Annotated in this window: 19 protein-coding genes; 10 read left to right on the forward strand and 9 right to left on the reverse strand. The window is 43.9% G+C overall.

Features of this window, described 5'->3' with window-relative positions; all coding sequences use genetic code 11:
• Positions 1 to 48 precede the first annotated feature (48 nt).
• The 6 genes from JMX83_RS01320 to JMX83_RS01345 all read left to right on the forward strand — a co-directional run bounded on the left by JMX83_RS01320 (position 49) and on the right by JMX83_RS01345 (position 5,698).
• Positions 49 to 1,005 carry an alpha/beta fold hydrolase gene (locus JMX83_RS01320; RefSeq protein WP_201598397.1) on the forward strand — a complete coding sequence of 319 codons (957 nt, stop codon included), beginning with the start codon at positions 49 to 51 and terminating at the stop codon, positions 1,003 to 1,005.
• A gap of 224 nt (positions 1,006 to 1,229) precedes the next feature.
• Positions 1,230 to 2,051: a 2,3,4,5-tetrahydropyridine-2,6-dicarboxylate N-succinyltransferase gene (dapD, locus tag JMX83_RS01325; protein ID WP_071001928.1), complete on the forward strand. Its 822-nt coding sequence runs from the start codon at positions 1,230 to 1,232 to the stop codon at positions 2,049 to 2,051.
• 245 nt (positions 2,052 to 2,296) lie between these two features.
• Positions 2,297 to 3,028, forward strand: a complete 732-nt coding sequence (gene queE, locus JMX83_RS01330; RefSeq protein WP_201598398.1) for a 7-carboxy-7-deazaguanine synthase QueE — start codon at positions 2,297 to 2,299, stop codon at positions 3,026 to 3,028.
• A 98-nt stretch (positions 3,029 to 3,126) separates the two neighbouring features.
• On the forward strand, positions 3,127 to 4,227 hold the full coding sequence (locus tag JMX83_RS01335; protein ID WP_201598399.1) for a multidrug resistance efflux transporter family protein: 1,101 nt from the start codon (positions 3,127 to 3,129) through the stop codon (positions 4,225 to 4,227).
• 102 nt (positions 4,228 to 4,329) lie between these two features.
• Positions 4,330 to 4,965 (forward strand): trimeric intracellular cation channel family protein, encoded by a 636-nt coding sequence (locus JMX83_RS01340; RefSeq protein WP_201598401.1) that lies wholly within the window; start codon positions 4,330 to 4,332, stop codon positions 4,963 to 4,965.
• 67 nt (positions 4,966 to 5,032) lie between these two features.
• On the forward strand, positions 5,033 to 5,698 hold the full coding sequence (locus tag JMX83_RS01345; protein WP_201598402.1) for a trimeric intracellular cation channel family protein: 666 nt from the start codon (positions 5,033 to 5,035) through the stop codon (positions 5,696 to 5,698).
• 68 nt (positions 5,699 to 5,766) lie between these two features.
• Here the strand turns inward: JMX83_RS01345 and recJ are convergent, their stop codons facing one another.
• Positions 5,767 to 7,608, reverse strand: coding sequence for a single-stranded-DNA-specific exonuclease RecJ (gene recJ / locus JMX83_RS01350; protein WP_201598404.1), 1,842 nt, complete (start codon positions 7,606 to 7,608; stop codon positions 5,767 to 5,769).
• 316 nt (positions 7,609 to 7,924) lie between these two features.
• Between recJ and JMX83_RS01355 the strand changes: the two genes are divergently transcribed.
• Entirely contained in the window at positions 7,925 to 8,440 is a 516-nt protein-coding gene (locus tag JMX83_RS01355) for a hypothetical protein (RefSeq protein WP_201598406.1), read from the forward strand.
• Positions 8,441 to 8,613: 173 nt separating this feature from the next.
• Positions 8,614 to 9,003 carry a hypothetical protein gene (locus tag JMX83_RS01360; RefSeq protein ID WP_201598408.1) on the forward strand — a complete coding sequence of 130 codons (390 nt, stop codon included), beginning with the start codon at positions 8,614 to 8,616 and terminating at the stop codon, positions 9,001 to 9,003.
• Positions 9,004 to 9,144: 141 nt separating this feature from the next.
• On the opposite strand, the gene JMX83_RS01365 is transcribed toward JMX83_RS01360, so the two are convergent.
• Positions 9,145 to 9,522, reverse strand: a complete 378-nt coding sequence (locus JMX83_RS01365; RefSeq protein WP_201598410.1) for a hypothetical protein — start codon at positions 9,520 to 9,522, stop codon at positions 9,145 to 9,147.
• A 527-nt stretch (positions 9,523 to 10,049) separates the two neighbouring features.
• Complete coding sequence (gene uvrB / locus JMX83_RS01370; protein ID WP_201598412.1) at positions 10,050 to 12,161, reverse strand: excinuclease ABC subunit UvrB; 2,112 nt, start codon at positions 12,159 to 12,161, stop codon at positions 10,050 to 10,052.
• A 478-nt stretch (positions 12,162 to 12,639) separates the two neighbouring features.
• On the opposite strand from uvrB, the gene dps reads away from it, so the two are divergent.
• Positions 12,640 to 13,122, forward strand: a complete 483-nt coding sequence (gene dps, locus JMX83_RS01375) for a DNA starvation/stationary phase protection protein Dps (RefSeq protein ID WP_201598413.1) — start codon at positions 12,640 to 12,642, stop codon at positions 13,120 to 13,122.
• Positions 13,123 to 13,293: 171 nt separating this feature from the next.
• Here dps and JMX83_RS01380 read toward each other — a convergent pair whose 3' ends face one another.
• From JMX83_RS01380 to JMX83_RS01395, 4 genes are all read right to left on the reverse strand, one after another.
• A complete protein-coding gene (locus JMX83_RS01380; protein ID WP_201598414.1) occupies positions 13,294 to 14,382 on the reverse strand; it encodes a cation diffusion facilitator family transporter in 1,089 nt (362 codons plus the stop codon).
• A 173-nt stretch (positions 14,383 to 14,555) separates the two neighbouring features.
• Positions 14,556 to 15,107 carry an acyl-CoA thioesterase gene (locus tag JMX83_RS01385; protein ID WP_201598415.1) on the reverse strand — a complete coding sequence of 184 codons (552 nt, stop codon included), beginning with the start codon at positions 15,105 to 15,107 and terminating at the stop codon, positions 14,556 to 14,558.
• Positions 15,108 to 15,261: 154 nt separating this feature from the next.
• The gene (locus tag JMX83_RS01390) at positions 15,262 to 15,672 is read right to left on the reverse strand and encodes a DUF2177 family protein (RefSeq protein ID WP_201598416.1); all 411 of its coding nucleotides are present in this window, start codon (positions 15,670 to 15,672) and stop codon (positions 15,262 to 15,264) included.
• A gap of 39 nt (positions 15,673 to 15,711) precedes the next feature.
• On the reverse strand, positions 15,712 to 16,599 hold the full coding sequence (locus tag JMX83_RS01395; protein WP_201598417.1) for a LysR family transcriptional regulator: 888 nt from the start codon (positions 16,597 to 16,599) through the stop codon (positions 15,712 to 15,714).
• A gap of 108 nt (positions 16,600 to 16,707) precedes the next feature.
• Here JMX83_RS01395 and JMX83_RS01400 point away from each other — a divergent pair, with 108 nt between their 5' ends.
• Positions 16,708 to 17,880, forward strand: a complete 1,173-nt coding sequence (locus JMX83_RS01400) for an MFS transporter (protein WP_201598418.1) — start codon at positions 16,708 to 16,710, stop codon at positions 17,878 to 17,880.
• Positions 17,881 to 17,996: 116 nt separating this feature from the next.
• Here the strand turns inward: JMX83_RS01400 and JMX83_RS01405 are convergent, their stop codons facing one another.
• Complete coding sequence (locus tag JMX83_RS01405) at positions 17,997 to 19,451, reverse strand: SAM-dependent methyltransferase (protein WP_201598419.1); 1,455 nt, start codon at positions 19,449 to 19,451, stop codon at positions 17,997 to 17,999.
• A gap of 82 nt (positions 19,452 to 19,533) precedes the next feature.
• On the reverse strand, positions 19,534 to 20,604 hold the full coding sequence (locus tag JMX83_RS01410) for a DUF1365 domain-containing protein (RefSeq protein ID WP_201598421.1): 1,071 nt from the start codon (positions 20,602 to 20,604) through the stop codon (positions 19,534 to 19,536).
• Positions 20,605 to 20,647 lie beyond the last annotated feature (43 nt).

Here is a 20,647-nt window from a genome sequence, read left to right on the forward strand (position 1 = left end):
ACGATCTATAAAAAATATAGACCATTAAAACCTGTCAAGGAAGCTTATATGAGTAACACTCTCGATACCAGTAATGATAACATTCTCTCCTCCGACAACACTCACTACTTGCACCACAACTTTTTTGAGCCAAGTGACAAAAATATTGCCATCAGTGCGACGCTATTGATTGTGCATGGGATGGCAGAGCACAGTGGTCGCTATGCAGACTTTGCACAGTTCTTGGCGGACAATGGCATCGCTGTCGCAACTTATGATCATCTTGGTCATGGACAAACCATCAAGACCGAAGCGGATTTGGGGTTTTTTGGTGAAGAGCATCCCGTGCAATCGCTGCTAAAAGATGTGATTGTTATGGCAGATAGTCTAAAAGCACGTCACCCCGATGTACCGCATTTTGTGATGGGCCACTCCATGGGCTCATTTATCGTGCGTAACGTACTTAAGCATCATGCGCATAATTTCACTGGAGCGATATTGATGGGCTCGGCAGACGTCAATCCATTGACCAAAGTTTTGCTGCCTATCAATAAAGTATTGGCAAAAGTGGCACCTAGACAGCCGAACTCAGTACTTGCCAATACCATGAACAAAGTATTGAACAGTCAACTAAAAGATCGCACTGCATCATCGAAGTTTGCTTGGTTGAGTGAAAATACTGCAAATATTGAAGCCTATGAAGCTGATCCAAAGACTGGTTTTGACTTTACTAACAATGGCTTTATGACATTATTTACTTTGATGGATACCGGACTAAATAAAGGCTGGGCCACCACCATTGCTAAACACTTCCCAATGCTGTTTATCAGCGGTGAAGATGATCCTATTGGTAACATGGGACGCGGTATTCGCCGCGTGGTCAAACGCCTACATAAACAAAAATTTAGCCATGTTGATATTCAGCTGTATCCCAATATGCGCCATGAAGTATTACACGAAACAGATCATCAAACGGTTTATCAAGACATTTTAGCGTGGATAAAAAACATTGCACCAGACGCTTAAAGCACGATAAACCATTCATCTTGAGCAGTCTTTTGAGCGCTTTTTCTCGAGCACTGCCATAATGAAATACTGAACTTGTTTGCTAAAAGTGGTCAAATTAGCGACAATACGGCAAGCAAGTTTTTGGACCAAGCCATACCTTGAATTTTCTTTAGGCCGGGTCATATAAGTCTTTAACCATAACATTAAGATCACCCTCCCTTTCATTCATTTTAGGAACCTTTATGTCATTACAACAAACCATCGAACAAGCTTTTGAAAACCGCAACGAATACAGCCCAAGCAACATGCCACAAGACGTGCGTGACGCGATTGAGCAAGTACTTGAGCAGCTAGATAACGGTAGCCTACGCGTTGCCGAAAAGAAGGATGGCGAATGGGTCGTCAATCAGTGGGCCAAAAAAGCAGTACTGCTATCGTTCCGTTTGAACGATAACTACGTTCAAGCAGCGGGCGAGCATGTGCAGTTCTATGACAAAGTGCCAACGAAATTTGCTAACTGGACTGAAGCACAGTTCAAAGAAGCAGGCGTTCGCGTTGTACCACCAGCCGTTGCTCGTAAAGGTTCATATATCGCAGCGGGTGCGGTACTCATGCCTTCTTATGTCAACATCGGTGCATATGTCGATCAAGGCGCGATGGTTGATACGTGGGCAACCGTTGGCTCATGTGCGCAAATCGGTAAAAACGTGCATCTATCAGGCGGCGTTGGCATCGGCGGTGTTTTAGAGCCATTACAAGCCAACCCAACCATCATCGAAGACAATTGCTTCATCGGTGCGCGCTCTGAGATCGTTGAAGGCGTGATCGTCGAAGAAGGCGCTGTCATCTCTATGGGCGTCTATATTGGTCAATCTACACGCATCTATGACCGTGAGACTGGCGAGATTCATCGCGGCCGTGTACCAGCAGGCTCTGTTGTCGTACCAGGCAGCTTGCCATCAGAAGACGGCACTCACAGCTTGTACGCTGCTATCATCGTGAAAAAGGTAGATGCGCAAACACGTGCAAAAACTGCTGTGAATGAGCTATTACGTTTAGACTAGTATTTTTAATATTCATAGCCTCTTACCCGAACGGTACGGATGGCGATAAACTATCTTTACTAAAGACGCTGAAGAAAACTTCAGCGTCTTTTTTGCACCTTAATGCAGAGCGTTGCGTTATAATCCGTTTTTTGGTTTTGTTTTATCCAAACATAAAACGACAAATATCACAACCTGCCTTCTTCTTTATTACGATTGATAACCGCTTCATCGCCTTATCAACCTTTAACTGTATTTGACATATTATGAGTGAATCACTATTGCGCACCGCCGCTATCCCCGTCACTGACCCTGAAGCAGGGTTGCGTTTGACTGAGATTTTTTATTCCCTACAAGGTGAGGCGCTGACGTCTGGCTTGCCGACGATATTTGTACGTCTAACCGGCTGTCCGCTGCGCTGCGTTTACTGTGATACCGAATATGCCTTCACGGGCGGCGAGCGTCAGTCATTAGAAACCATTATAGACATGATCAAAAGCTACCCATGTAAGCGCATTTGCCTGACTGGCGGTGAGCCATTAGCACAGCCAAACGCGATTGAGTTGATGAAACGCTTGCTCAGCGATGGCTATGAGATATCTCTTGAAACCGCAGGCGCGCTTTCGGTAAAAAATGTACCACCAGCCGTCAGCAAAGTGATGGATCTCAAAACACCAAGCTCAGGCGAAGTGGACAAAAACCTCTGGTCAAATCTCGATCATCTCACCGAGCACGATCAAATCAAGTTTGTCATTATGAACCGTACAGATTATGACTGGGCAAAAGAAAAGTTGAACCAGCATCAGCTAGATAAACTGGTCGGCACCGTTTGGTTTTCTCCGATGTTTAACGTGGCAGACGATGTTGATGAAGCGCTTAGCCCTGAGGTTCCTGTCTTGGCAAGAGAGCTTGCTGAATGGATGCTGGCAGATGCCTTGCCCGTTCGCTTTCAATTGCAGCTGCATAAAATCATTTGGGCAGACGCTAAAGGCAAATAAAAAGACAAACCCTACGCTAGTCACCGATAGAACATCCATTTAGAACAATAAATATAAATACAAATCCATATATAGGCACATATTTTCAAGGAGGAAACATGATTCGGCTGATCTTACTAGGGCTACTGTCAGGTGCGTTTTTTAGCTCAACCTTTGTATTGAATGAGTTGATGAGCGCTGCTGGTGGGCATTGGTTTTGGTCAGCAAGTCTGCGCTATGTCTTTATGCTATTGCTATTGACAGCGATGATTGGTGTTCAGCATGGCGTGGGTAGGATCGGTGAGCTATGGGCAATTTTTCGTCAACATATAGGGTTTTGGTGCATTACTGGTAGCATTGGCTTCGGCATGTTTTATACTGGCATCTGTTACGCAGGTGATCACGCCAGTGGTTGGGTCGTAGCGGCGACCTTTATGTTTACCGTCGTGACCAGTTTACTTGTCCTACTGGCATTCGGACAGCGCTTTGATAAAAAATTCATCGTTTATGCGTTGATTGTCTTTGTAGGCGTCGTACTGGTCAACGTCAGTGAAGGTTTGTATGCGCCTAGCGACGCTAATACGATACCGCTGACACAGATGCTGCTGTATGGCGCGCTACCAGCATTGATCGCCGCATTTAGTTACCCTATTGGTAATCAATTGGTTTGGCAGGCATCTTATAATGCCAAGCAGCACAAGGCCAAACTTCAAGATAGTGAGCACCACTCGCAGCCGATGCGTGCAGAAACAGCGCTATTAGCCAGTGCCCACGATGCTGTTGATATACATAGCGCTGACCGTGACACTGCGAATAGCTCCACGCTGCAAACTTTAATTGGACGTATTCCCGTTATCGAGACGGATCTGTTACAAAACGCCTTTAACAAAGTCTGGCTAATGACCGTCGGGAGTTTCCCGTTCTGGATTGTCTTAGGGTTGGTAGTACGCCCTGAGTTGCCAGGCAGCGGTCAGGTATTCAATACCTTGCTAGTTGCTTTGTTATCAGGGGTGGCTGCGACCAGTCTGTTTTTATATGCGCGTGAGCAAGCGGTCACCTCAAGCGAGGTCGCTGGCGTTGACTCGACCCAAGCCAGTGAAATCATTTTTGCCTTGATTGGAGGGATGATCTTGTTGGGCAATCCGCTACCGTCGGCAATGGGTTTGATCGGTATTGTACTGATTATCATTGGGTTAATCTTGTTTGCAAAAGACGGCTAAATGACGCTCTAACGATGCGCTGAGTTTTTTACATCAGCCAAAAATTCATTATTCAAAACAAAAACCCCATCATTTTGATGTTCAAGATTTGGCAATATAACCATGGTTAATGATTTAATTTTTCCTGATATTCTATTATATTTATTGGACATGGTGGGTATCATCGCTTGCGCAATTGCAGGGACATTGCTCGCTCAGCATAAAGGCTTTGATATTGCTGGCTGCATCTTGGTTTCGATGGTCAATGCCATCGGCGGCGGTACGCTACGTGACATGGCACTAGATCGTCATCCACTGTTTTGGATGACGGATCTCAACTATGTGATCGTCATTACCGTGACATCCCTTATCTTACAAATATTCTTTCATCTCTATCACAAGATTGATAATGCGCTTAAGCTGTTTGATGCCATCGGTCTCGCGGCATTTAGTGTGATTGGCTTTAAGGTTGCATTGACTCAAGGTATGTCACCTCTTGTCGCTATTATGATGGGCGTCTGGACAGCCATTATTGGTGGAATGCTACGTGATATTATCTGTAATGAGATACCGCTCGTATTACAGCGTGAGATTTATATCACGGCCAGTATCGCAGGATCTGTGACGTATTTATGCCTACAGTATGTCGGTGTCAGCGCTGGCATCAATGAGTTTATTATGCTCTTTGTCATCTTTGCGGTACGCATGCTGGCGCTTAGATTCGATTGGCATCTGCCCTCTATCCGTCTGGTTGCTTGATCAGCTACTTGGTAGATTGATTGCTCTAGACATGACGAACGATAATTAAAAATAGTGAGAATGGCTTATGTTGGCTATCGCGTTAGATCCTGCAGCTCTAATCACTACTTTTGATCCGCGTTCTTTGATCTATTTCTTTGACATGATTGGGATTATCGCCTGTAGCGTTTCAGGGACGATACTGGCCAAACATAAGAACTTTGATGTCTTTGGTTGTCTACTAGTCTCTATCGTCACAGCTATCGGTGGCGGTACGGTACGCGATGTGATTTTGGATCGTCATCCGCTGTTTTGGATGGTAGATATGAGCTACCTGACTGTCATTACGATCTCTTCACTAGCCATGCAGATATTTTTTCATCCGAACTCAAGACGAGTCGACAAGTTCCTAAAACTGTCCGATACCATCGGTCTATCCGCCTTTACGCTCATAGGTATTAAGGTCGCTGATAGCATGGGTACCAATGTGCCAGTGGCACTGTTGTTGGGGGTGATTACCATCATCGTTGGTGGCATAATTCGCGATATGATTTGTAATGAGATTCCACTGGTATTGCAGCAAGAGATTTATATCACTGCGGCGCTAACTGGGGGTATTCTGTATTTTGCTCTAAAAAATTTAGGCGTTGCTGATTGGGTTGCTGATGTCTCTGCGATGAGTACGATTTTTACCTTGCGTATGCTGGCTATTCGTTATGATTGGCAGTTCCCCACTCTTGAGTGGAAATACTGATATTAAGTCAAAAAGTAGCAAAGGGTATCAGTACACTCAAACTTGACTGTACTCATATCATTTAAGCCTTAACCCTGCTCTACCACAGCCAAGTCTTTTACCATCAACTGTAGGCTTTGTTTGCCATTCCATTCATTGATGTCTAGCTGAAACAATAAATGCACTTTTTTGGCACGATAATTCCAAGCATCATTGTCAAAGTTAAAACAGATTGCCTCTATAGGATATTGAACGTCTGGATAACGCAGCGATAGTTTAAGGTGTTTGTCTTTCAATATCTTAAAACTCAATACCTCAAACACACCGTCAAATATCGGCGGTGCGAATCCATGACCCCAAATGCTAGCATCTGCTAAATGTTCAGCGAACCACAAGCTAAAATCTTCCGCTTGCAAAGGTCCATCAGTGAATTTTTGCTCTGCAAATACGTCATCATCCATTTGAGCCATAACTTCATTGAAAGCCGCGACAAATGCCTCAAAATTGCGACGCTTTAGAGTCAGACCTGCTGCCATCGCGTGACCACCAAAATGACTGATTAAATCAGGCTGACGCTCGGCGACTTGTTCAATCGCATCACGAATGTGCACGCCAGCGATCGATCGTGCAGAGCCTTTGATCGCATCGTCTTCACCAGTCTGCTCCGTATCGGCTGGCGCAAAGACAATGCTAGGTAGGTAATGACTTTCTTTTAAACGTCCAGCGACAATACCAATCACGCCTTGATGCCAATCATCCTGATACAGAACGATACTACGAGTGTCTGTATAGCTTGTCTTATGAGTAGTGGCGAATTGAGTATTAACTTCCTGAGTAATGAGGTCATCGCCACTGTCACTTATGCTTTCATTGACCTCAATATCAGTTTCAGTAGCCAATGCCTGTACGATACTATCTGCCTGCGCACGCATCTCGCCTTCTACATGACGGCGTGTACGGTTTAGTTGCTCAAGCTCTTGCGCCAAACGCTGGGCGGTGCTCCAATCTTCAGTCAATAGGCACTCAATCCCGATACGCATATTATCCATACGTCCAGCCGCATTGATACGTGGCCCTAAGACAAAGCCAAAATCTTGCGCGTGTAATTGCTTGGGGTCACGGCCTGCTTGCTCAAGCAACGCCAAAATACCCATGCAGCAGCGACCTTGACGAATAGCAGATAGCCCGTGATGCACTAAGATACGATTGTTTTTATCGAGCACGCCGACATCTGCAATCGTGCCAAGCGCTACCAAATCTAAATACTGACTGACCTGTACCGTAGACTTGCCAGCGTCGCGGCGTAGCTTTGCCAATCGTCCCAGCACATAAAACGCGACTCCTACCCCGACCAGAGCTTTACTGGTGAAATTGCAAGCAAGCTGATTGGGATTGACGACGGCTTCAGCGGGTGGCGTCTCTTTGGTCGTGAGATGGTGGTCAGTGATAATTACCGTAATACCATCCGCTTGGGCGCGCGCCACACCTTCATGACTGGAGATACCGTTATCGACCGTCACTATCATGTCTGGCTGAAAGGTTGCGATGCCCAATTCGACAATTTCTGGCGTTAGCCCATAACCATATTTAAAACGATCGGGCACCAAAAAATCGACGACTGCACCCATCTTTGTGAGTGCGCGCATCATCAGCGCGGTACTGGTTGCGCCATCACAGTCAAAGTCACCAACGATCAGAATGCGCTGACCGTCATCAATAGCGATATCCAATAGACGCACGGCTTCAGTGATATCGTGCAGCATGTCAGCAGGCAACAGGCCAGACAAACCGGTCTCCAGCTCATCAGGCGCAGTGATACCTCGACCCGCATATAAGCGAGCGAGCGTCAATGATTGGGCGGCCAGTGGTTGCAACGCGGTGGGCAACTCGTCAATGCGAGTGCTGGTAGTACGGGGGGTTAAATTTAGCATGAGCGTATTTTACTGCCTTTAAGGCAGGGTCACAACGACAATTTATAGCGTCTCTGTACACTAGCTAATATTGCATTTATCTACCAAAGATGTTGGCTTAAATGGTACTCTGAAAGAGGTATTTATTCAGTGAACACGTATCGCATGTGGCTCTTCATTTACAAAAAGGATGCATAGTGACCGTACTTTTCTGCATTTTGCTACAAAGCAATGATTGTATGGCGCCTATAAATCCATAGAATAGTAAACAACTGAGAGACTTGCTAATTATTGAATTTTACATCATTAATATTTTAATTATTTATAAGGATACTTTATGAAAACCACACCGGCTGCTGAAAAACTACCAAATACGATTGATCCTAGCTTAGATCTTGATCAAGTTAAAAAAGAATGCCTCGGCATGGTAAAAAAACGCGCCAGAGTATCTGCTGGTGTCGCCATCGTTCCTGTACCGTTCTTTGATGTGGCGGTTGATGCTGGTATGCTGACGCAATTGCTTCCTGAGATTAGCGAACGTTTTGGTTTGATCGAAGACCGTCAATCAGCCATTAACCTAGAATCACGCGAAGTGCATTGGAGCGCTGTCAAAGACCGTACCGTCGATTTTGCAGGATTGATGGCGACACGGGGTATCGTTAAGAAAACTATTCAAGGCTTTGGTGGTCGTATTGCCGCAAAACAAGTTACCAAATTTATCCCATTAGGCGGTCAATTGGTTGCAGCAACGATGGGTTATACGATTTTTAAGAAAATCGCCACTGATCATATCAACGAATGCTATAAGCTAGCAAAAGACATTCAGCAAAAAGAACATGGTAAAAATGTCTAATAGAAATTAGATAACGCCATATCTATAGAGCCAGCTATGAGCTTTTTTAGCTGGCTTTTTTGTGAGTGACAGCATTGCAGACTGTCTCAAGCGACTGGTTAATGATGCCATTACTATGTTTTACTGATAATATACAACTTTAAAGATTATCAAATACCTTAAAGGATTCATGTATGAAAAAACTTTTGGCTTCGACAGTTATGCTGGCTACTGTCGCCCTAGCAGGCTGCACCACGACAGGTGCTACAAATAATGGCACAGGCACAGCAATCGGTACCGCAAACGAGATTGGCATGAATGTCTTCAGAGCTGCGATCGACAACCAATGCCGTAGCCAAATTGAGAAACAAACTGCTTGGCGTGTTGCAAGTGTTGCTATGACAGAAGCGCAGCAAGAGTCTGTCAAAAGTAACGTTTGTGGTTGCGTGAGTGAGCAAGCACCGCAGCAAGTGACCATCGTTGAATTGGGCAATGCTGCTATCGACTCACAGTATCGCACTCAATTGGTCGCCAGAGTTGTCGCGAAATCTCTACAAAGCTGCTATGCCAGTTTTGTAAAATAAGCGCTAGCCTATATAAGGATGTGCATCACTCTATCGTTACACGTCAAATCAAGCTAATAAAAAAGGTGCGTTATCTATAACGCACCTTTTTTATTAACCTGCTTTTTTTACCATGCTTTCAGTTTAGTTAAGCTCAGCAGCTTAGAACTTATTGGCGTCCGTTGGGTTCTGTGAGAGAGCGGCGGTAAAAGGCAGTAACTGGCCACGGCGGAAATACTTAGAAGAGCCGTCGATGATTTTATCCACTTCCTTAACCAAATCACTGATAACGTCGTCATAGATACCGTGATATAGCTCTTTTTCGAATGCAGTAAACGGATGCTTACGCGATGCTGAACCGACCTCAGTCACGCCTTCTTTACTATAAAAAATATCTACGCGGCCATCACTATTCAATACACAGTTCAGTTGACCACCTTCGAGCTCCATCTCTACCCGCTCAGGCATAAAAATATAATCATCTACGTTGATGAGCTTTTTTTCTACTTCTCTTTTAAAAAACGACTTGATATCAAACATAAGTACATCCCTAACTTTATAATTATCAGATACGTGAGCATGCCTAACTTTATAGTTATTGCACAGCATTTATATAGATGCTTAGTGGGTCATGCTTTACACAGTTATCTTATAAGATAGAGAGCGATTTTTTAAGGTGCGATATGTAAAACTGCGTTTGATGTTGGTAAGAAGGCAGGTTGACTTTATCTTCAGTGTAGAAGTAACAAAAAAGAAAGCGACCAATGAGCAACGTGACTTTCTATTATCGTGACACTATTCTAGCTGTCTTGATTAAACCAACCTTTCTCGCGAAACAACTTGAGCACCTACACGAATATTGCCATCTCATCAGGCTTACCCAGTGTTAATCGATTAAAGCCCGTGATAGATACAAACTCACGACCGACCAACAGCAATACCATGCACGCGCATTCTGTTCATATAAATTTCCACATCACAATCTTTTTAGATGCTCTACTATAGAATTCAACCATGAAAAAGGTGAAGCACTTCCTAAGTACCTCACCTTTGCTATATCTAACCTATCAGATCAGATGCGCTTTTAATTGTAGCACCTTATCACGCGTTTTTGCCGCTTCCTCAAACTTCAAATCACGAGACATCTGCTGCATCTGTTTCTCAAGGCGTTTGATTTCTTTGGCAAGCAAATCTGGACTACGCAAGATATTGATATCCACATCAGGCAAATTGCTCTTGATTGGTATCACTTGATTGTCATTGGCATCGTGGTCATCACCTGTATCAATTTTATCAGTGATACTACGGCGTGCGCCTTTTGGCGTGATGTTATGCTCAAGGTTAAAGGCGATTTGCTTATCACGGCGTCGATCTGTCTCGTCTATCGCCTTTTGCATACTTGGTGTAATACGATCAGCATAGAGAATGGCTTTACCGTTCAAGTGACGTGCTGCACGACCAATGGTCTGAATAAGTGAACGCTCAGAGCGCAAGAAGCCTTCTTTATCAGCGTCAAATATCGCCACCAATGACACTTCAGGCATATCCAAACCTTCACGCAGTAAGTTGATACCGACTAGCACATCATGCACACCAGTACGTAGCTCATGAATGATCTCCATGCGTTCTACCGTGTCGATATCCGAATGCAGATAGGCAACCTTGACGCCATATTCTTTTAAATAGCTGGTTAAATCTTCTGACATACGCTTAGTCAATGTGGTAATCAATACACGCTCGTCTTTTTCACGGCGTTTGGTAATCTCAGACAACACATCATCGACCTGTGTCAAGACCGGACGTATCTCAATCTCAGGGTCAATCAAACCCGTTGGACGTACGACCTGCTCAACCACCTGCTCACTGTGTTCAAGCTCATACAGCGCTGGCGTGGCACTGACGTAAATCGTCTTAGGCTTGATGCGCTCCCATTCTTCAAACTTCATTGGGCGATTGTTCATCGCACTTGGTAGGCGAAAGCCATAGTTGACCAAGTTTTCTTTGCGTGATCTATCTCCTTTATACATCGCGCCAATCTGAGACACAGTGACATGTGATTCATCGAGGAACAATAATGCATCTTCTGGAATATAATCAAACAAAGTCGGCGGCGCTTCCCCTGATGGACGACCAGAGAGATGCTGCGAATAGTTTTCGATACCGTTACAGTAGCCGAGCTGCTGAATCATCTCAAGATCATACTGGGTACGTTCTTTGAGACGCTGTGCTTCAATCAGCTTGTTGTTTTCACGGAAGTACTCCAAACGCGGCTCCAGCTCCTCACGAATGGTATGGCTGGCCGCTTCTAACTTATTGCGCGGCGTCACATAATGCGATTTTGGATAAATGGTGATACGTGGCACGCTGCGTACAGTTTTGCCCGTCAATGGATCAAACCATGTGATTTTCTCCACTTCATTGTCAAACAAATGCACGCGTACCGCCAACTGCTCAGACTCAGCAGGATAGATGTCTAACAGCTCACCACGCAAACGATACGTACCACGGCCAAAATCTAACTCATTACGGGTGTATTGCATTTCGACCAAACGCTTAATAGTTGCGGTACGATCTATCTGATCGCCAACGACGACGTGCAGTAGCATTTTTAGATAGCTTTCTGGATCACCCAAACCATAAATACACGACACCGATGCGACGATAATGGCATCACGACGCTCGAGCAGCGCACGTGTGGCGGACAGACGCATCTGATCAATGTGATCGTTAATGGCACTGTCTTTTTCGATAAAGGTATCACTGGCAGCCACATACGCTTCTGGCTGATAGTAATCGTAATAGCTGACAAAATACTCAACGGCATTATTAGGAAAAAACGACTTAAATTCACCATATAGCTGAGCCGCCAGTGTTTTGTTGTGTGCCATGATGATAGTTGGGCGCTGACATTCAGAGATAACCTTGGCCATGGTATAAGTCTTACCAGAACCAGTCACACCTAGCAATAGCTGTTCATCCATACCAGAGTCAATACCTTTGACCAGCTTTTCGATGGCTTGCGGCTGATCGCCTGCTGGCTCAAAATCTGTGACCATCTCAAAGGCACGGCTCGAGATTTGCGTCCCCGATGCATTGACACCACTGATTTCAGCTTCGCCTTGGAGCTGAGTGGCCAATTGGTTTAACTGACGCGATGAGCGCGGTTCAGGCATTCTCATAATGATTTTCTTCTTATTAAAGTTTATAACAATATGGGGTCTGAGCAGCGGTTTTTAAAGGCTTTTTAACGGATAATGACGAGTCTTATCTTATACATATTGCCATATCGCGCTACGCAAAATATAAGTCTGTAAAGATACTATATAAGTCTGTAAAGATACTATTTATCGATAAATAAACCTGCTGTTGTTATAAAAAACGCACACAGACTTTGATAAATTTACAAAGATTTTCACGGTTAACAAACCCGTTACACGACCACCTAACAAAGCCTAACACTCAGGGGTTCCAACATCGATTTAAGCTGCTATTATCGATCATGAATTAACAAGCAGGCGACCTTCAGCCGATTGATAGAGATATTTTTTATATCGTTTATTTCGGATTGATTGTCATCAAGTAAGAGTAAAAGACTAATAACAATACATTGAACTTTTCATTCAATATAATAATTTTAAATAAATAACGGAGTAAAATATGAGAGAACGTTACGCAAGTGGAATTTCAGACGATACCGCCAAAAAAATGATTGATTTGTTAAACGCTAACCTAGCAAACGTCATCGATCTAACCTTAGATGGCAAACAGTGCCATTGGAACCTACAAGGTACTGGTTTCATCGGTGTGCATCAGTTATTAGACGAAACGTCAGATCGTATCCTTGAAGTATCAGATACTATCGCTGAGCGTATTGTGATTTTGGGTGGCCAACCAAACGGCTTAGCAAGTCGTGTGGTAAAAGAGTCTATTCTAGATGATTACCCAACTGACATTACTGAAGTAGATCAACACGTACGCGAGCTAACTAGTCGCTACAAAAAAGTAGCAGAGGCATTAAGAGAAGCTATCGCTACTGCTGGTGACGCTGGTGATGAAGATACCGCTGACCTATTCACTGAAGCTAGCCGTATCATCGATAAAGATGCTTGGTTCATCGGTGCGAATGCGCCAAAGAAATAAAAATTCGTGAATTAATGAATGTTTAGATTCATATTTACGAACAGAAAAAGCCGTCATTATTGACGGCTTTTTTTTATCTTACACAATGCATAACGTATCGAATATTCAACGATCCGCTTGCTATCAATGAATCCGTCTACTGTATTCTCTTTCATTGACTTGCTATATAGATCAAATATCTTCTAATTTCAGAATATCAGCATTTGGCGCCGACAGTGTTAAAATGGCCTCTTGGAATACAGGGTTATCTCGGAACAGATTTTCAATCTCTTCAAACTTTTGAGCGATATGCTCTTCTTTCTGATTACCTGCGATATCCACCGCGGCGACCATAAATATCTTCTTAGGACCAACCCACTCTAAATGCAGATAAGAGACACTATCGATATCTGGATGATTTAGCAGTTCGCTCAAGACGTATTCATGCATACGGTCAGTGACTCTATGCCCCACCAAAAAATCACGATTACGGCTAATCAAAAATATCGCGACCACACCCAGTAGTAAGCCTACAATGATAGAACCAAGCGCATCCCAATAAGCCTCTCCAGTATAGGCATGCATGCCCATAGCGGCGGCGGCAATCACCAAACCAATAACGGCAGCTAAATCCTCAAAGAACACACCGCGCAATGTAGGATTAGAGGTATCTACCACATAGCCAAGCGCACTAATATCAAGCGCCTCACCATGCTTCTTACTTTGTCTATAGGCCTGAACTAGCGAAAACCCTTCAAGTACAAACGCTACTGCTAAAACGATAAAAGCAATTGTATAGTTGGTCTCAGATTCAGTAGCATTCCACTCTTTAATGCCCGTATAAATAGACACAATCGAGCCTGCCGTAAATACACCAAAAGCGGCAATCATTGACCAGACATAGGATTCTTTGCCATAGCCTAATGGATGGCTCTTATCAGCAGGTTTGACAGATTTTTTTTCTGCGACAATCAGTAACGTACCATTGCCCGCATCTGCCCATGAGTGAGCTGCTTCAGCAATCATGGAGGCAGATCCTGTCATAAAGGCGGCCACTGTTTTTGCAATGGCGATAATGAGATTGGCACCAACGGCAATCAACACTGTAATGAGCGAGCCTGAATGCTCATCGTTGGTTTCAGGACTTTGGTTAAGGGTATGCTTTAATTCAGAATCATTAAGGGCTGTCAAATTGCCAGCTCCGCGCGCACGATGACTTGGCACTTTAGAAGGAGCTGACGAATGATGTTGGGGATTACCAACGGATGGCTTTAGACTCATACTAAACTCACTGGAATAACACGTTGATAGTGAATATATTCACCATAGACGAATGGCTTGAAATACCCATCAGCTTAAAGTAAGCGCTTTATAATATCAGTGTCTTTTTAGTGAGTCGTTGTATAAGGTGTTGGTTATTAACCAGCCAAAAGTTGATAATTAAAATTGCTAGCTTATTTAGCATTATCTTCAGCTTCATCAAACTTGCTATTCATTGTTTCAAGATCACAACTGGGACGATGTGAACTATCCATTCGCAGTTTTTTTCGCTCTTTTGCAGCATCAGCGCGGCACTGCTGTAGATTACTTTTTATATCAAGTGGCGGCGCAGCGGTTGGTTTACCATTATCGTCAATAGCAACCATTGTAAAGTAACAGCTATTGGTATGGCGGACCTTTCGAGCACGTACGTCTTCTGCTTCGACGCGAATACCTATCTCCATTGACGTGGTGCCGACATAGTTGACACTAGCCGCAAAGGTAACCAGTTCACCCACATATATTGGCTCACGGAACATGACCTGATCCACCGATAATGTCACTACATAGTTACCACTATAGCGACTGGCACAGGCGTAAGCGACCTGGTCGAGCATCTTGAGCAAATCGCCACCATGTACGTTACCAATGAAGTTTGCCATATCAGGCGTCATCAGAATCGACATGTACAGCTCATGGTTCAATGGGGCTTTTTTGGCAGTCGAGCTGGTATTGTATTGCGGCATAACGTTCCTTAAATGGTTTGACACTTATTTGTTGTGCCTACCATTTATACAGTAGGATACCAAATAGCGCAAACAGCCCTGTGTCTCTAATCGGTCTAGGTTATGTAAATCAAAGCTATATAGGGCCAGCTTTTATGAATAAGGGCGATCTTGGTTAGCTCAACCAATGAAAACGATAAGCAAGCCAAGCGACAATCGCGCTAACCGAACCCGTTAAAACACCGCCCCATACAAAGTCAACGAGCGCTGTATCTAGCGTAAAGCCCTTGTATAGAGCCAAGTTAGTAAAGTCATATGTACCGTAAGCCATCAAGCCAATCAAACCACCAAGTAAGAAAATATGACCAACCGATGCACCTGCTTTGATTTGTGGATATAGAATCAATATGCAGAGTGCCAAGACATAAAACATATAAAACACGCCAGCAGCCATCATATTTGGCTCATCCGCCAATAGATGACCAATACGCGACTCATAAAAAGCCCCTTTCATGGTCGTCAGCCAAACAGCATCCACGCCCAAAAAGATGACCACAGCAGCGAGATAAATAAAAACATAACCCATGATAATACCCCTTATAAAATGAATAAAGACGAATAAAACTTATAATGTCAGTCGTGGCTGAATAAAGTCTAAAAATGCTAAAATACGCGATGATACGGCACTGTTTTTGTAATATACGGCCTGTATGGCTTCGCGATTGTTTGGTCTGACTATCGCCTCAGGCAACACCTCAACCAATCGTCCAGATTTCAAGTCTTCACCAATCATAAAATGTGACAGTAAAGCGATACCTTGATGATTTAAACACAGCTGACGCAAGGTCTCGCCGCTACTGCCAGTCATATGAAAGTTCAGTTTCACTGGTGTTTTGAGTGGCCAACTATTTAGTTTTGATGCATCGTTAAAGCCAATTAATTTATGAGTGCTTAAATCATCAATATGAGCTACTTCATTATGCTGATATAAATATTCAGGACTGGCTAATAGCCGCAGCTTACTTTTACCCAATAGACGCGCATGTAGATTTGAGTCTTTTAAATCGCCAATTCTGATAGCCAAATCCGTCTTATGCTCAAGCAAGTCGATGATATTGTCATGCGAGATCAAATCAAGCGTGATATGCGGATACTGCTGCACAAACTCACCAACCAAAGGCGTCAGCTGATGCAATACAAACGGACTCGCAGCGTCAATTCGTAGATGCCCACTCGGCGCTTGTTTTAACAGCTTAATCGCCTCTTCACCGGTATATAACGTATTTAAACCCTCACGCGCATATTTAATAAAAATATGCCCTTCCTCCGTCAGCTCCAAGCGCCGTGTCGTTCTATTTAGCAGCGTACATTGCAGCGTATCTTCGAGTCTGGACACAGCACGAGATACTTTAGCGACTTGCTGATTCAGCAAGTTGGCAGCGCCAGTAAAGCTACCCGTATCCACTACCGTCAAAAATATCTCTATATCTTCTGTTTTAGCATGTCCCATCATCGTAATGACCTTTACAAAATTGACAAAGGTATTTTGTCATTTGTGCTGTTTTTTGCAAACTATAAATCCGTCAAACTACGCACATCATTTAATTATTAGGATGTCGTTATGCCACTCGCTTTATGGGCGCTTACTCTGAGCGCATTTGCAATTGGGACAACCGAATTTGTCATCGTTGGATTGGTACCAACTATTGCCACCGATCTGGGCGTGAGCTTGCCTTCAGCAGGGTTGCTCGTCAGCCTATATGCTGTCGGTGTCGCTATCGGTGCCCCTATCCTCACCGCGCTCACTGGTCGCTGGAATCGTAAAATAGTACTGATGAGCCTAATGGGTCTATTTGTCATCGGCAACTTGCTGGCTTGGCAGGCACCCAGTTATGAAACCTTAATACTTGCCCGTATCTTGACCGGTCTGGCGCATGGCGTGTTTTTCTCTATTGGTTCCATGATTGCTACCAGCCTTGTCAGTAAAGAAAAAGAAGCCAGCGCAATTGCCATTATGTTTACAGGACTTACTGTAGCGCTCGTCACTGGCGTACCTCTTGGCACATGGATTGGTCAACATTTTGGTTGGCGCGCTACGTTTTTGGTCGTCTCAGCACTAGGTTTAATCGCTTTAATAGGTAGCGCGATATTAGTACCAAAAAACCTAAAAAAATCTATCCCTGCAACCTTCAAAGAGCAATTACAAGTCATTGTAAAACCACAATTACTACTGGTCTATCTCATGACGATCCTTGGGTATGGCGGTACATTTACGGCATTTACCTACTTAGCACCTATCTTAGAACAGCAAACCAAATTTGCGCCATCAGCCATTGGTCTTATCATGCTCATATATGGCGTGTCCGTTGCTATCGGTAATATTTGGGGCGGCAAACTTGCAGATAAACGTGGCCCTATTAGTGCGCTTAGCATTATATTTAGCGCCCTAAGTGTCGTTCTTTTACTGTTCACCTTTACTATGCAATCCAAGATTGCCGCGGTGCTGACTATTTTGGTATGGGGTGCTTTTGCCTTTGGTAACGTACCGGGCCTACAAATCTACGTGGTCAAACAAGCTGAAAAGTATACGCCAAACGCTGTCGATGTTGCCTCTGGATTGAACATTGCTGCATTTAATATCGGTATTGCACTAGGCTCTATCATCGGTGGTAGCGTGGTTGAAAATATGTCACTGCAAGACACAGCTTGGATCGGTGCTGTCATCTCTTTAATGGCACTAGCGGTAACACGCTATTCAGGCCTGCGCGATAAGCGTGCCCTGCAAACATCATAGAACCATTCAAGATATAACCTTTCAATGTACAACATCTCAACATATGGGTCTCAAACTGTTTATGCAGTATGAGACCCTATGAATGTTATGAACAAACCATATCTATATCACCTAGCTTATACTGACGCTGTGTCTGCCATATCTGCGTCATGAAAGGTCGTCTCATCGTTCGAAACCGTTTCGTTCTCCAAGACCGCACTTGGCAAATCAGAAAAATGCAGCGTGTCGATATTGTTAGGCTTCACCGCAGTGACTTGAACCACACCGATGGTACGCTCCAAGAATCCCCCTTCGCAGTAACAGAAATAAAATTCCCATAGGCGGATAAAGGCATCATCATAGCCAAGCGCTTGAATTTCTGCACACTGGGCCAGAAATGCAGCACGCCAATCACGAAGCGTGTATGCATAATCAAAGCCATAATCATGTAGTTGCTTGACGACCATGTCAGTCTGCTCAGTGAATTGGGTAGTGAGCTCTTGGTTTGAGAGCAGACAACCGCCTGGGAATATATGCGTTTGGATAAAATCGACTGAATCGATATAGTCTTGGTAATTCTGATCGTTAAAAGTGATGGCCTGCAATACCATAAGACCTGTCGGCTTGAGCAAGCTATTACACTTGGCAAAGAACGTTGGCAAGTACTCATGTCCCACCGCCTCAATCATCTCAATACTGACCAGCTTATCGTATTTCCCCGTCAATTCGCGATAATCTTGTTTGAGCAATGTGATCTTATCAGACAATCCTGCCGCTTCGACTCTTCGTTGCGCCTCATCATATTGCGCATCAGATATCGTAGTAGTAGTCACATGACAACCATAATGGGTAGCTGCATAAATCGCAAAACCACCCCAGCCTGTACCAATTTCAATAACATTATCATTAGCACTCAGCTGTAATCGCTGACATATGAGCGATAGCTTGTGCTGCTGAGCATCGCTAAGCGTCACATCAGGCATCGGATATACGGCTGACGAGTACATCATCGTATCGTCCAAAAAACGCTGATACATATCATTGCCCAAATCATAATGCGCTAGGATATTAGATTTAGAACCAGATTTATCATTACCACGCAGCTGATGCTTCGCTTTCTCAAATGCTTTACTGATACCTGCAAAACGGTTTTCTAACTTATTGAGCACTTCCAAGTTACGCGCCGCCAAGCGAATCAGGCCTGTCAAATCATCCGTGTCCCATTCGCCATCGATATAACTGTCTGCTAAAGCGATAGAGCCACCCAATAGCAGTTGACGATACACAGCATTATCATGAATACGCAGCGTGACATGCAGAGGATGACGACCAACCGCCGAACTACTTGCCACGCTAGGGGCGACAATACCAAAGCTAGTTGTCTTAGATTCTTGTTTACCGAATGTCTCAATCAAAGTAAGACTGCCAAACTGGATATGCTGTAATGCACGAAATATAAGTTTTCTGGCTAAATGATTCACGCCGTCACTGACGGGTTGTAGTACGGCACTTTCGTTAACCACCTTACTCATGCGAGCGGTTAATTTCTCTAATTTTGTCACTGGTGCTCGGTCGGTCGGTCGTACTGACATCGTATGGTTGTCCTTGTTTAGGTTCTTTTATTTTGAAATTGACTATATAAAATGTATTGCTGGTTTTTGCATTTCTAGATTATCAATCATTTAAAGCTCCGCTTTTTAAAGAGGCAGATGTTTTCTGATTACTGTCGGCTAGCTTTTCATCATAATTGATATAAGGCACCTTTTTGATCGCATAGAGTTTAAAAGCTTGCCCATAAATACGTGCTAACGATGTCATGTTCATCAGTGGGTTTCTTCGTAAGCTATTGCGAACAATGGTTTCTGTCAGCGGCATCCCTGATATCTTTATACCCGTTTTTAGAACGTCACCACGCTCATCACTGATATCAATAGCGATACGAACCTGCAAGCCCGTATTTGATTGCTTATCTGCCGTATCTTGTTGTGTACGTTTTACCGTCACCTGCCAGCGGTATAGCTGATCGATAGGATTAAAAGGTGACACATGAAAATCTTTATCATGACAAAACTCAGTCTCCTCTCCCTCTAGCAAAAACCCATAGTAATGACGCTTATCCCAAGGTGTATTGGACACTTCAGCCAATAAGTGCGTAGGCGTCTGCTGCTCATCAAACCCTAGGTAAAAATTAACTGGACTAAAATACATACCCGCATTACGGCAGACAAGTAACCCCACCATATCGCCTTCAGGCGCGCTACATGCATGTTTAATAAATGCTTGGCTCAAACGCTGCTTCAATGCTTGATTAGACCGCAAATTGTTATCAATATCTTCGTTGCTACTTATGCTCTCATTGTCATTTAGGCTTTCATTATTACTTAGGCTGTTGAATTTTTGTAGATAATCATCAGGACAGAATCGTTGCAGCGCCTTTGTCTTGGCTGAAAATAAAGGCAATCCCTTTGCTAATAACTTTTTTGGTAATATCTTGTTCAGGTGTGAGGCGCCTAAAACCTTATGGTCACCAAAAGCTGCCGTGTCTACCTCTGGCAGTGTCTGCCCTGCTGCCAATGCACTGATATTGACACCCCAATAGCGATACGGATAAACAAACTTATTCACACTAGGTAGCAACCGGCTATGCCATGTCGTGCCCTCAAGCAATTGATGCGGTAAAGCAGTAGTATCACAAGCTAACTCATGACGTGACATATCATTAGTAGGTTTGGTGGACACGGTCATAGACACTCTCTTCGGTAACGGCACATGATGATAGAACAATTGG

The sequence above is a fragment of the Psychrobacter piscatorii genome (assembly GCF_904846415.1).
Lineage (GTDB): Bacteria > Pseudomonadota > Gammaproteobacteria > Pseudomonadales > Moraxellaceae > Psychrobacter > Psychrobacter piscatorii.

Coding starts and splice junctions, on each gene's coding strand:
- recJ (WP_201598404.1), bottom strand. CDS start 7,608: ATGCTAAATTTAACCCCCCGTACTACCAGCACTCGCATTGACGAGTTG.
- JMX83_RS01390 (WP_201598416.1), bottom strand. CDS start 15,672: ATGGGTTATGTTTTTATTTATCTCGCTGCTGTGGTCATCTTTTTGGGC.
- JMX83_RS01340 (WP_201598401.1), top strand. CDS start 4,330: ATGGTTAATGATTTAATTTTTCCTGATATTCTATTATATTTATTGGAC.
- JMX83_RS01380 (WP_201598414.1), bottom strand. CDS start 14,382: ATGAGTCTAAAGCCATCCGTTGGTAATCCCCAACATCATTCGTCAGCT.
- JMX83_RS01385 (WP_201598415.1), bottom strand. CDS start 15,107: ATGCCGCAATACAATACCAGCTCGACTGCCAAAAAAGCCCCATTGAAC.
- JMX83_RS01345 (WP_201598402.1), top strand. CDS start 5,033: ATGTTGGCTATCGCGTTAGATCCTGCAGCTCTAATCACTACTTTTGAT.
- JMX83_RS01410 (WP_201598421.1), bottom strand. CDS start 20,604: ATGACCGTGTCCACCAAACCTACTAATGATATGTCACGTCATGAGTTA.
- JMX83_RS01400 (WP_201598418.1), top strand. CDS start 16,708: ATGCCACTCGCTTTATGGGCGCTTACTCTGAGCGCATTTGCAATTGGG.
- JMX83_RS01320 (WP_201598397.1), top strand. CDS start 49: ATGAGTAACACTCTCGATACCAGTAATGATAACATTCTCTCCTCCGAC.
- JMX83_RS01365 (WP_201598410.1), bottom strand. CDS start 9,522: ATGTTTGATATCAAGTCGTTTTTTAAAAGAGAAGTAGAAAAAAAGCTC.
- dapD (WP_071001928.1), top strand. CDS start 1,230: ATGTCATTACAACAAACCATCGAACAAGCTTTTGAAAACCGCAACGAA.
- queE (WP_201598398.1), top strand. CDS start 2,297: ATGAGTGAATCACTATTGCGCACCGCCGCTATCCCCGTCACTGACCCT.
- uvrB (WP_201598412.1), bottom strand. CDS start 12,161: ATGAGAATGCCTGAACCGCGCTCATCGCGTCAGTTAAACCAATTGGCC.
- JMX83_RS01395 (WP_201598417.1), bottom strand. CDS start 16,599: ATGATGGGACATGCTAAAACAGAAGATATAGAGATATTTTTGACGGTA.
- dps (WP_201598413.1), top strand. CDS start 12,640: ATGAGAGAACGTTACGCAAGTGGAATTTCAGACGATACCGCCAAAAAA.
- JMX83_RS01355 (WP_201598406.1), top strand. CDS start 7,925: ATGAAAACCACACCGGCTGCTGAAAAACTACCAAATACGATTGATCCT.
- JMX83_RS01360 (WP_201598408.1), top strand. CDS start 8,614: ATGAAAAAACTTTTGGCTTCGACAGTTATGCTGGCTACTGTCGCCCTA.
- JMX83_RS01335 (WP_201598399.1), top strand. CDS start 3,127: ATGATTCGGCTGATCTTACTAGGGCTACTGTCAGGTGCGTTTTTTAGC.
- JMX83_RS01405 (WP_201598419.1), bottom strand. CDS start 19,451: ATGTCAGTACGACCGACCGACCGAGCACCAGTGACAAAATTAGAGAAA.